The following is a 13,164-nucleotide window of genomic DNA, read 5'->3' on the forward strand; positions in this document are numbered from 1 at the left end:
AATTGAGGAATTGTTATACTGTTTCACTAAAGTCACAAGTCAAAACTCAGAAGTCAGGAGTTATATTTTAGGTGCTTAAAACCTCCACTATACAGTAATTTCAGCTTATTATTTGACTTCATCAGTTACCAACTATTTGTGACATTTTTTAAGTTAATTGGTATTAATAATGATTAATATTCGGTTTTTTTGAGTCACACTCCAAACCCATTTTTGGCAGTATAATTTTTACAAGTTAGTTAGTAAATTGGGCGTTGCATAAATGCGCTTGGAATTTTAATAGTTTTGTGGAATGGGCATCTTGCCCGTTCCTTATATTTTCACTCCTTGGCAGGATGCCCACCCCACTTATATTCACCCTGCCCCTCATTCATGCCGTAAATTGTAGTAGGCATCAGGTTATGAGAAGAAATATCATCTAATTAACCTACCACCTACCACCTAAAACCTACTACCTAATTTACTTACTGCTGGTTTTCCTCATGAGACAACGACTCATATACTGGACGAGAAGGCGCTCGCTTTCCTGGTATATCTGCCATCAAATCAACTTCCACATCCTGAGTCGTACCATCATCCATAGTTTCTACCTTGTGAGCTGCAATATCTAAACATAGAGACTGTAACTCTCGCATCAATACCTTGAAAGATTCAGGAGTACCAGGTCGTGGAATTGCTTTTCCTTTAACAATTGCATTCAAAGCCTCATTTCGACCTTGCATATCATCAGATTTCACAGTCAACAACTCTTGCAAAGTATAAGCAGCACCAAAAGCTTCTAAGGCCCATACTTCCATTTCTCCAAAACGCTGACCACCTTGTTGTGCTTTACCACCCAAAGGCTGTTGAGTCACTAGAGAATAAGGTCCTGTGGAACGAGCATGAATCTTATCATCAACTAAGTGAACCAGTTTCAACATATAAGCAATTCCCACAGTCACTGGACGGTCAAACTTTTCTCCAGTTCGTCCATCATAAACAGGAATTTTCCCGGCATGATTTTCATTAAATACCCAATCTTTACCAGAACGCTCCCTGGCCAATTCCAACATTCGATGTACTGTTTCTCGTGATTTTTCAGGACCGTGCATCTCATCAAATGGTACACACTTAAATCGCACGCTCAAAACCTCACCTGCCCACCCTAGCAAGCACTCAAAAATCTGTCCCACATTCATCCTCGAAGGTACGCCCAAAGGATTTAACACTACATCTATCGGAGTACCATCGGGCAAATAAGGCATATCTTCAATAGGTAAAATCCGTGAAACAATACCCTTATTTCCATGTCGCCCTGCTACTTTATCTCCTACCTGAATCTTCCGCTTCTGGGCAACATAAACCCTAACTACCATATTTGCTCCAGGAGGCAGTTCATCTCCTTTTTCCCTGGTAAATACTCGCACATCAACAATACGACCTTTTTCACCATTCGGTACTCGTAGAGAATTATCTCGTACATCCCGTGCTTTTTCTCCAAAAATTGCCCGCAACAACTTTTCTTCAGGTGGTTGGTCAGACTCTCCCTTGGGCGTCACTTTACCTACAAGAATATCCCCAGATTCTACCCAAGCACCAACTCGAATTATTCCTTGTTCGTCTAAGTTCCGCAGACCATCTTCCCCTACATTAGGAATTTCTCTGGTAATTTCTTCAGGTCCTAATTTTGTCTGTCGGGCCTCAATCTCAAACTTTTCAATATGAATAGATGTATAAACATCGTCATATACTAAACGTTGGCTAATCAAAATTGCATCTTCGTAGTTATAACCTTCCCAAGGCATATAAGCTACCAAAATATTCTGCCCTAAAGCCAACTCAGCACCTTCAGTGGAGGAGCCATCAGCTAATACTTGACCAGCTACTACTTGGTCTCCCTCATACACCAAAGGTCTTTGATTTAAGCAAGTATCTTGGTTAGACCTTTGATATTTACATAATGGGTAATCTATTTCATTACCTTCTGGATCGACCACAGATATTTTAGTTGAGTCTATAAAGCTAACTTCTCCATCTGTGCGGGTAATAACTACCATACCAGAGTCCCTGGCAGCTTGAGCTTCTAAACCTGTTCCAACTAGGGGTCTTTCTGGACGCAACAATGGAACTGCTTGTCGTTGCATATTGGAACCCATCAATGCCCGGTTAGCATCATCATGCTCCAAAAATGGAATTAATGACGTAGCAACTGAAACTACTTGCACCGGAGAAACTGCTACATAGTCTACTTGTTCGGGACTGGTAGTAGTAAAGTCTTGTCGATAACGTACTGGTACAACTTCCCCCAAAATATTACCTTCTGCATCGGTCATAATGTCCCCCGGTGCTACCCGGGAATCATCTTCTGCGTCTGCTGTCATGTATATTGGCTTGCCCTCGCGCAAAACTCGACCATTTTCTACAGGATAATATGGTGTTTCGATAAATCCGTAGCCATTGACTTTAGCATGATTTGCTAAGGAACCAATTAAACCAGCATTTGGGCCTTCTGGTGTCTCAATCGGACAAATTCGCCCGTAATGAGAAGGATGGATATCTCGTACAGCAAATCCAGCTCTTTCTCTAGTTAGTCCTCCTGGTCCTAAAGCTGATATTCGTCGTTTGTGAGTCAGCTCTGCCAATGGGTTTGTTTGGTCCATAAATTGGGACAACTGAGAGGAACCGAAGAATTCTTTGATGGCTGCTACCAATGGTTTTGGGTTAACCAGTGACGCTGGTGTTAATGAGTCTGCTTCAGATACGGTCATCCGTTCTCGGATAATTCGCTCTAAACGGTTTAAACCTACTCTTACTTGGTTTTGTAGGAGTTCCCCTACACTTCTCACCCGTCGGTTTCCTAAATGGTCAATATCATCTGTTTGACCAATGTCATATTCTAAATTAATTAGATAGTCAACTACGGCTAATATGTCTTCTTTGGTTAATACTCTTACTGTGTCTGGTAAGTTTAACCTGAGCTTTTTATTGAGCTTATATCTTCCTACCTTTCCTAAGTCATACCTTTTTTGGTCAAAGAATCGACTGTGGAGTAGTTGTTCCCCACCCGCAATAGTTGGTGGCTCCCCAGGGCGTAATTTACGATACAGTTCTAATAGTGCCTCTTCTTCTCCATATTGTCCTTCTTTTTCGATTGTTTTTTGGAAATAATCAGGATGTCTCAAAGAGTCAAAAATTTCACTGTCCCCTAATCCTAAAGCTTTTAGTAATACTTGAGCTGAAAGTTTGCGGGTTTTATCTATTCTTACCCAAACTAAGTCATTTTTATCTGTTTCAAACTTCAGCCATGCACCTCGGTTAGGAATTAAACTGGCATTATATGTGCGTCGTCCACTTTTATCTGTCTCAGATTTATAATAAACTCCAGGAGAACGAACTATTTGATTAACGATTACCCTTTCAGCTCCATTGATGATAAATGTACCTCTTTCTGTCATTAGGGGCAGATCGCCAATAAATACTTCTTGTTCTTTAATTTCTCCAGTTTCTTTGTTTATTAAGCGGGTAGGAACATACATTTGCACTGCGTAGGTGCTGTCTCTACGTTTTGCTTCTTCTACAACATATTTGGGTTGCTTTAGTTTGTAGTTTTTGGCAATAAAGTGAAGTTCTAGTTTGCCTGTATAATCTGTAATTGGAGAATAGCTTTCTAGTTCTTCTATTAGGCCATACTCTAGAAACCATCGAAAGCTTGCCCTCTGAATTTCAATCAGATCGGGCATATTGAAAATTGGCAGGTTGCTTTGGGTGTTGATATTTAATTTTTGATGAATCATTCTTGAGTATCCTGGTTGTTTATTTATAGTTTTTTATGGGTTATTTTATCTCCCACAAATTTTATTTAAAACTTGAAGATGTCATACACTTGTAAATTAGTTAATCTAATATTTTGACATTTTATATACATTAGTAAAGCAAAGCTTCTGTGCTAAGTTATTTTTTTTATAAGTAAGTAAATTTCATGGTTTTTATTGAGTGTTCTTTTAATTTTTTGCTGTTAAGTTGACTCACTAACTACTATTTTTGAATAAAACAACAAAGCTGTAGATAATATCATTTTTATAATTTGGTTAGGATGATGAAGTTTCGCCTAAGTCGTATAAGTATAGTTGTACATTTAGAGCATAAAGCCTAATACAAAAAGTTAGTTTTTCGTAATTAGTAATCTAATAAAAAATACATATTAATTTTTCAAGAAAAGCAAGTTAAACGATAATTTTATTGAAGATATCATAATTATTTGGTGCAGTTGCCAGACAATTATACTCTAATAAGTTTTTTTATTCCGGCCGTCTCCCAACTCAATATACGCTATTTCTGTCGTTGAGGCTAGACAACTTTAGTTGTCCTGTGCTAGTTTTATCAATAAAAAGTAAGCAGAATGTTAGGCATTGGCCTAAGCAGACTGTGTAGGGGCACTTTGACTTGTCCCCAAAGAATATATCTTTGGTCAGCTAAGAATAGACGAAGCAACAAGGATTTATTCTGTTGCGTAGTATCTACTTAGAATACCCGTGACTTGAATCCGGCGAGTAGTCAATCTCAAACTTACTTTCAGCATTACTTTAGGCCATTAAAGAGCGAACTATTAATTTACTTGTTTGACTTTTAATGATGAAATCTAAATATAATAGCCTTTAGGTATTTTTGGTGTCAATAGATAATCCAAATAGCCTGCAAGCATTTTCGCTAGTTTGTAATGCTAAACTTTCTAGCGTTACATTTCTAAGTTCAGCTACTTTTTCAGCAACGTATTTAACATAAGCAGGTTCGTTTCGTTTACCCCGCTTTGGAACTGGTGCTAGGAATGGACAATCCGTTTCTACTAACAGTCGATCGTCATCTACTACTTTAGCTGATTCTTGAATTTGGATAGCCTTTTTAAAGGTGACAGTTCCACTAAAGCTAATATAAAATCCTAAGTCTATAAATATCTTAGTTTCTTCTGGATTACCTCCCCAACAATGCATTACTCCTCTAACAAGTCCTTGATTTTTTTGGAAATCATCAATAATCTCGGCCATTGACTGAGCAGCATCACGACAATGGATAATTAATGGTTTGTTGAGTTTTTTGGCGATAGTTAACTGTTGTCTAAAAACAAATTTTTGTTGTTCTTGATTATCTGCTTTGTAAAAATCTAATCCTGTTTCACCGATGGCCACTACTTGAGGGTCGGATGCAGCTAACTCTTCAATTTGAGTAGCCGTCGTAGATGTCCACTTATGAGCATCTAAAGGGTGTAGGCCAACTGCATAAGATAGTTCTGGAAAACGATCTGCTATTGATTTAATAGCATTGAATTCCTCTGGTTCAACACAAGAGTGGACAAGGTGGACAACTCCTGCTTGTTGCCAACGTTGGCGTATGTCTTCCAAGTCAGAATTGAATACATCAAAGTTAATATGAACGTGAGTATCAATTAGCTGCATTTGTGGCTCTCCGGGTAATGTATCTGCTTAGGATATAGATACTGAAACTTATTAGCTTAATGTGTGAGCAATGTTTTTGTTCACCTCAGTATTGCTGAGTAACAGTTATCCTGTGCTAGAAAAGTGATGAAAGTTGAATGTTTTTTACCCCATCCTCAAAAATAACAGCATTATCCATATCTAGTTAAGTGAGGTCAACAGAAGAATAGAATAAAATTTTATGAGGGGTATTAATAGCTGATTTAAAAAGTAAATACTTACTTAAGTTTAGTTTTTTTGTAATACAAAGGATTATATAAGTTATCGGCAAGTATAACTTATCAATGGCTGAAAATTTTGTTAATCAAGGGTATCAGCTAATTTTATCCATCACTGAATCATGGGATTTTTCAGGCGCACGACATAATCAAATAAATAATTGCATCAGTTATTTTTTATTTATCTGTGAGAATTACCTGGTTTTTATCTTCCACTTAAGCTTTTGTAGTGCTATATTGTAAGTCAGTCTAAGTATATTGGCCACAATAATATACATAGATAACTATTACTATTTTCAAATTTTTTTACTGAAGGCAGCTATTGAAAAAAATTTGAAGTTGGGTAGTGACATCCTCCCGATACAGAATCAAACATTACTGTGCCAAGTTAGATATGCCCCAAACCCCTCGTCAGCCAAGCAATTCGATCTTTAGTTAAGAAGCTAGAGAATCATTAGCTGCTACAGACTCTGGCTTCTTACTGTCGATCTGTAGGTGTCTTTTGTAAAATCTAACTAACCTGGACTTTTTGCGAGAACCATTATTTTTGTGTAAAACACCACATTTTACAGCTTTGTCAATTTTACTGTAAGCTTTTGACATTCGCAGATCAACTTCTTGCTTTAATTCCTCTGTGGGATTAGCAGCGTAGTTTTCAACAGCAGTGAAGTATTTTTTCATCAGAGTTCTAACTGCTGATTTGTAGCTTTTGTTGCGCAAACGATTGCGTTCAGCAATCTGGATTCGCTTGATAGCAGACTTAATATTGGCCATAATTTAACTTTTCTTTAAGATCCAGAATTGTAGAAATTTATCTCATCCCGACGCTTCCCTTAAGAGACACTGCGAGATTCCTCAGACTCACGACTTAGGTTTCTGCTTCCTCTTTACAGAGGAGCTGCGCTAACATAGCACCTGCCTTCGAGGCTTTTCCCTCTTTCCGGCCTTACGGTCACTTCACAGACTGACACTGCTAGCCCAGCAGCAAAAATATATAAAAATATAAACTACCAGATATATAAATATAGCATTAATTCTCAAAAAATACTAATACTTTTTGTTAAAAAAATATTGAAATTCAAGGCTTGGTATAGCAGTAGAGGCCAAGGTTAGGACAGATCAAACGCTTAAAATTAATACAGGGCCAGATTTTTCCTTCTTCCTTCTTCCTTCTTCTTTCTTCCTTCTTCCTTCTGCTATTTTAACTTTTGCTAAAGTTAAGCTTTTGGAGGTATTGACAGATGATGCAGAAAACTGAGTACAGTATTAAAGATGCCAGTGTTGTTACTTCACGCTATAACAAAGAGTAATGGGTGATTCGGAAACTTACGAGAATGGTTTTACTTTTATCCCTAAATTAAATCAGGGTGAAGCTAAGAGACAATTGGCGACCAATAAGAATTTTTCTTTCTTGATTGTCAAGTGTTGAGCATTCTGCATAGTTTTAATGTTGCTCCAACTCTCTGAGTTCTGAAAGTACCCTCTACTAACGAACTTTATTAGTTGGCATTCCTAATCTCCATGCTGCGAATAATTACTCAGTGGCTTGAGGCACAAGCTGAATTAAAACGTATCACAGAACGTACCCATGATGATACGGCTATTCATAAAGAAACAACGGTGCGAGAAATCTTGCGCTCCGTTAAAGAAAAAGGTGATGAGGCTCTATTACACTATACTTCTGAGTTTGACCATATTACCTTGACTCCAGAAGAGTTAAAAGTAACTGGTTCAGAGTTAGATGCGGCCTATCAACAAGTAAATAAGGACTTATTAAATTCTATTCGTTTTGCTGCTAAACAGATAGAAGCTTTTCACCGACAGCGAGTTCCTAAATCTTGGGTTCAGTTCGGTGATGATGAGGTGGTTTTGGGTAAACGCTACACACCAGTAGATCGAGCTGGTCTATATGTTCCTGGCGGTAAAGCTGCTTATCCGAGTACAGTTCTGATGAATGCTATACCTGCTCAAGTGGCCAAAGTCCCGAAGATTGTGATGGTAACACCACCTGGTCAAGATAACAAAATTCATCCCGCTGTACTTGTAGCTGCCCAGGAGGCAGGTATTCAAGAAATTTATCGGATTGGAGGGGCGCAGGCAATAGCAGCTCTAGCTTATGGGACAAAGACGATACCAAAAGTGGATGTAATCTCTGGGCCGGGTAATATCTATGTAACTTTGGCAAAGAAGATTGTTTATGGTACGGTAGGTATTGATTCTCTGGCCGGACCTTCAGAGGTGATGATTATTGCAGATTCTGAAGCTAACCCAGTTCATTTAGCAGCAGATATGTTGGCTCAAGCAGAACATGATTCGTTGGCTTCAGCTATCTTGTTAACTACAGATTCAGCAATAGCACGTCAGGTGGTAACAGAGGTAGAGCGACAACTTGAGGATCATCCACGTCGCACAATGACAGAAAAGGCGATCGCCCATTACGGTTTAGTTGTTGTTGTTGAGTCTCTCAAAGCTGCTGCTGAACTTTCTAATCTATTTGCTCCAGAACATTTAGAGTTGGAAGTTTCAGATCCTTGGGGTTTAATGGAAAATATTCGTCACGCTGGTGCTATTTTCCTTGGTTATTCGACTCCAGAAGCTGTGGGAGATTATTTAGCCGGGCCTAATCATACTTTGCCGACTTCTGGTGCTGCTCGTTATGCTTCGGCATTGGGAGTAGAAACATTTATGAAGCATTCTAGTTTGGTTCAATATTCTTCTGCTGCTTTGCATAAGGTGGCTACAACTATTGATATATTGGCCACGGCTGAGGGGTTGCCCTCTCATGCTAACTCGGTACGAGTTAGGACAAAAATTCAGGAGCAGGACTAACAAGAATGGGTGAAAAAAGAAAAAATTAATCAGGAAAATGATGGTAAAAATTTATAAGTAATGTAAGATAACTCCCGTTAGAATCTTTAAGATCGCGGGAGAACACACCATTAATATAAAAAAATTTCAATTATATAGCACAAGGAAGAAGGAAGAAAGAAAAATATTGCGTTATCTGGGTTTTAAGCTTTTGGTCTGTGCCTTTTATTTCGGCTGCTATAAAGTTTGTGATACTGTCAAAGATGAGGATTTAAAAGTAAGTTTTAATGTCCCACAAGTTGGCTATTAGCTTCTAAGGTAGAAAGTCTGTTTAACCTAGATAGGGGTAATTATGGTAGGCTTCTAGCTAGTTATCTACGGGAGATATATGGTCAGTCTAAATCAAAATGTATCTTGAAAATGAGATTCTGTTTAAATATTTTATAGATAAGATTAGTTGTTACTAAATTTATTTGAAGTAGCAGTCAGTTATCAGCACTTCAGCAGTCAGCATTTTCAGGGTGTATGATGGGGGATTAAAACTTCCATAAAAGGCGCACCACTAATTTTTTCAAATAAGCGTGGGGGACTTAAACCCTTGATTTTTTTTAGCGCTCCAGCTAAATGCTGTTTGCGGAGCATTCCGGAACGTCCAAGCTGATAGCTAGTTAAACTTTACTTGGTTTCTTTGTATAAACCTTAATTATATATTTATTCATAGTGGTGGGCATTATAATTATTTTGGTAACCAGACTAAACATTTGATACTTCATTTACCATTACTGTACAGGACTACCTATTTCTTAATCTCTACTAATACTCTTGTCTATGGCCTTCAAAACAATTATTGTAGCTCTCAGCAATTCACACTCAGATCTAGATTTAGTAATTCAAGCATTAACAGAATTTAACTTAACATCAAAAACAAGAGTGATTTTATCTCATGTGGTTGCTACAGAAAAATCAGATTTGGATCGGGAAGCTAATCAACCTCAACCTGAAGGGAAAAATATTTCTGTCGGGGAATTTGAAAAGCAACTCAAAGTTTACCGAGAAAAACTTCCTTGTTCTACTGAAGTAGAGGTTGTGACTGGCGATCCAACTGAAGAAATTGTTCGTTTATCTAATATTTATAATGCAGATTTAATTGTAATTGGTAGTCGGGGATTAAAAGGTATAAATCGGATTTTGCAGGGGTCTATTAGTAGTCAGGTTGTTGCTGAAGCAAATTGCTCAGTGTTTGTGGTTAAGCAGAGATAGTTCATACTATTTCTTTTATAAGTAGAAGTATTCAGATCGTAAATTAGTATAAAAATATAAAAAATAAATAGGCAATCAAAAGCAATAATCATTTAATTTAATTTAATTCCAGTATTTTTTTATGTATAGGAAATATGATTAAATTATTGGATAATTGTTATTCACGGAAAATTATCAATTTAATACACTAATTTTATTTTTTCTGTGTTAAATCAATCATAATTAGACATCTACTCCAAAATAGGGAGTAGGCAGCAGGAGAAAATAATTGATAAATAAGAGTGCGATAATTGATTTGATTTTTTACTATTGAAGATGTCTATTTGAGAGACTATTTGTCAACAAAAGATTTAGTAGGGTGTGTGACGGCATTCTGACCATTTCTGGAATTCAACGATAGAACTCCGTTCCGCTTTGCGAACGATTCGATTTTACACCTCACGCACGATAGTGCGTTACGTAATATCATGTCCGGTTGAACAGTTATGAATAAATGACTCAGGACTCAGGACTCAGGACTCAGGAGGGAAGAAAGAAGAATAAAGAGAAAGTTTTTTTATCACTAATTATCCGGAGATGATATAACACCCTTGGCACCCTACACAATTTAATATTTATTTGACAAACACTCTCTGATATTGAGACAAATTTTAATATCTACCTCTAAAATACTCAGAAAGTAATAAAAATACAAAATTCAAAATTGTCTCTAACTCAGAGAATTGGGCTATATGGGATTTGACAAATTCCAACAGAAGTACGAAAATAAGTCCTAAAATTTCCCAAAATCTAATTCTCAAGCTATATAAAATCAGGTGAAACAAGAGGCATGAAAACTTTTTTTAAGCAGTCTATAGCTGCACTGACAACTTTAGGAGTATTAACTTTCTTTTCTCTTCGTCCAGCACCAGTCAGGGCAAATTTCTTTGACCAAAAAGAAGTCGAGCAGTCTAGATACATTGCAATTGCAATTCCTCGTGCTTTTGGGCCACAGTTGCTAATTTTAGAACAAAAAACCGATGCCAGACAATGTTGGGGTGAAAGTGGCGATCGCCCGGTCTTGGTCGATCCTCTATTACTAAATTTTGACTTTACGGGTATTTGTGGACGTGCCACTGACAGTAATGGTTATTCTATCCGAATGGCAGGTACCGATCTAGCTCTTGAATATGCTCTCTCTTTACAAATGAGCGGGGGGGATATACGACTAATGGGTATTTCTCGTTATGATTCTAATGCACCACGACTACTGATCGGCAGAACTTATGGTTTAGCTGATGGATTTACTAAAATTATTCTTGAACCTGGTTGGCGGTTTGCTAAAAGAAGTTATGGGGGTAAAGAGTTAGGTCATATATATGTTACTCATGACTGGTTGCCAACAGAGTTAGAAACTTCTAATAATAACTAGATAGGTTTTGCTGAAAATGTCTTTTTGTAGAGGGTAGGACTTGGAAGTCAGAAGTCAGAAGAAATAATTGTCTGAGATTTGTATGTTGGTTGCTAGAGCTGAAAAACATAGACTATCCAAGACTTATATCTACAAAATGTCTATGTTTTTACGCCATTAATTTGTGTTATTATCACATATGTCTGCTAATATCAGAGGATTTTAGCAACGATTATGGAGTGTTTTGCACTGGACTGTTCACAAGGATGAAAACCCCAGAGGGAATCCTAAACTCGATGTGCTTGAGCGGAACATTAACCTTCTTTGCGAGTAGACTTATGGACGGGTGAGTCGGAAAACCGCTTTTAGTCACCGATGAAGAGCGTGTCTAGGATTGTCTAGATTTTTAGAAGGTGTCTAGGTTTGCTGAAAATGTAAGGATTTTTAGCTTTTTGGAGCGAAAAACTCGCATTTTTTATTGCGTTACAAAGACTAAAGCATTTACAAATAAAGGCTTTTAGAGTTAATTAGCAAATCCTAATATCTATCAAATTAATTTTAAAAAGCGGTCATTAAAAATGACCGCCTCTTAATAATCCTCAACACCACTTAAAAGAAATTCAAAAAGTAATTGACACAATAGTTGTGCCTTAACATAAACAGAGTTTTTGAGAAAGAGCATCGACGACTGGCCGTGTTTCGTCTCGATGCTCTTGCTGATTCGCTCCTCACACCGTAGACAGTCTAACTTACTAAGCTAGTTTTGTCACTACTTTTCAGTAAATTTTTTTGACAAATCTTGAAAGCATTATCTATCAAGAGTTTCACCTTTTAGATAACCAATCTAAAATCAAAGAGTTAACTATTGTTGGCCTTTCATCGTGGGGACAATGACCAGTGTTGGGTATGGGAACAAATTGGATAGATTCACCTTTCTCTCCTAAGTCTTGATAAATTTTCCCACCTGAAATTGGTGTCCAAGGGTCGTTTTCTCCCCAAATTACTAACAATGGTGCTTGAATTTTTGGTAACAATTCTGAGGGATGAGGTCCAGCAGGTGCAGTGAGAATTGAAGCAAAGACTTTCTGCGCTCCAGGGTCGCAGGAAGGACGATGAAGTAGTTCGATTAACTCGTCTGTAATGGCTTCTTGATTACGATAAACTTGTTTGAGGGTGCCACGAATACGATATTTTTGACGGACTTGATTGAAAATAAATGGTCCTAGAGCTGGGGAGTTAACTAATTTGCTGAACATCCCCATTATGAATCTTAGAGGAGGATTTAATTCTTGAGGTCGATGGTTTAAGCCTCCTGCACAGTTAATGAGAATTCCACCTGTAGAAATTTCTGGGTAGTCTGCTAGTATCATTAGGCTAAGTAATCCACCAATGGAGTTGCCTATAAAGACGGTGGGTTTTTGAATATGTTGGTTCCAGAAGTCGTATAGTAGTTCTTGCCAAAGTTCTAATGAGTAATCTATGGGTGGCTTTGAAGATGCGCCAAATCCTAGTAAGTCGAGGGCAAATACTTGATGGCCTCCAGCGGCGAGGGTAGGGATATTGTTACGCCAATGACCTATGGATGCACCAAAGCCATGAATTAATATTAGGGGTTGTCCAGTTCCCATGACTGTATATTGGATTTGGTGGTTTTTCCAAGTCCAAGTATGCAGGTCTAGTTGATTTGGTGGTGTCGCTATAACGGGGCTCATTTTATAAAGTTTTGTAAAGTTACATATTTATCATAATAGAAATTTGGGCAAAATTTAGGTTGATTTAGAATGGAAGAGTTTAGGATTATTATAGAGGCGATCGCTAAAGTACCTTGCGAATAAATATGTTAATTAACTGTGAAGTTGACTAATAAATTCTTAGTGTTCAGAACTAGATAATTTCTGCGGAGGTTGATTTAAGACTTCAGGGAAATTTATTTCTATTCAGGATTTAACTGTTAACTATAATCCACGAAAAATTCTACTTTTTATCACTCTGTTTTATCTATGGCAATATAAATATACTC

Annotated in this window: 7 protein-coding genes; 3 read left to right on the forward strand and 4 right to left on the reverse strand. The window is 37.5% G+C overall.

The features are described 5' to 3' along the window. Positions 1-464 precede the first annotated feature (464 nt). The 3 genes from rpoB to rpsT form a co-directional block, all read right to left on the reverse strand. Positions 465-3,773, reverse strand: coding sequence for a DNA-directed RNA polymerase subunit beta (gene rpoB, locus F6K23_RS15265; RefSeq protein WP_293156823.1), 3,309 nt, complete (start codon positions 3,771-3,773; stop codon positions 465-467). A gap of 861 nt (positions 3,774-4,634) precedes the next feature. Beyond that, positions 4,635-5,429, reverse strand: a complete 795-nt coding sequence (locus F6K23_RS15270; RefSeq protein ID WP_293156826.1) for a TatD family hydrolase — start codon at positions 5,427-5,429, stop codon at positions 4,635-4,637. Positions 5,430-6,121: 692 nt separating this feature from the next. Continuing rightward, positions 6,122-6,460 (reverse strand): 30S ribosomal protein S20, encoded by a 339-nt coding sequence (rpsT, locus tag F6K23_RS15275; protein WP_293156829.1) that lies wholly within the window; start codon positions 6,458-6,460, stop codon positions 6,122-6,124. 747 nt (positions 6,461-7,207) lie between these two features. Between rpsT and hisD the strand changes: the two genes are divergently transcribed. The 3 genes from hisD to F6K23_RS15290 all read left to right on the forward strand — a co-directional run bounded on the left by hisD (position 7,208) and on the right by F6K23_RS15290 (position 11,165). Then, the gene (gene hisD / locus F6K23_RS15280; RefSeq protein WP_293157128.1) at positions 7,208-8,515 is read left to right on the forward strand and encodes a histidinol dehydrogenase; all 1,308 of its coding nucleotides are present in this window, start codon (positions 7,208-7,210) and stop codon (positions 8,513-8,515) included. A gap of 807 nt (positions 8,516-9,322) precedes the next feature. Next, positions 9,323-9,754 (forward strand): universal stress protein, encoded by a 432-nt coding sequence (locus F6K23_RS15285; protein WP_293156832.1) that lies wholly within the window; start codon positions 9,323-9,325, stop codon positions 9,752-9,754. Between the two features lie 829 nt (positions 9,755-10,583). Beyond that, positions 10,584-11,165, forward strand: coding sequence for a DUF3747 domain-containing protein (locus F6K23_RS15290; RefSeq protein ID WP_293156835.1), 582 nt, complete (start codon positions 10,584-10,586; stop codon positions 11,163-11,165). Between the two features lie 803 nt (positions 11,166-11,968). Here F6K23_RS15290 and F6K23_RS15295 read toward each other — a convergent pair. Further along, entirely contained in the window at positions 11,969-12,856 is an 888-nt protein-coding gene (locus F6K23_RS15295; protein WP_293156838.1) for an alpha/beta fold hydrolase, read from the reverse strand. Positions 12,857-13,164: the final 308 nt, after the last annotated feature.

The organism is Okeania sp. SIO2C9, from assembly GCF_010672455.1.
Taxonomy (GTDB): domain Bacteria; phylum Cyanobacteriota; class Cyanobacteriia; order Cyanobacteriales; family Microcoleaceae; genus Okeania.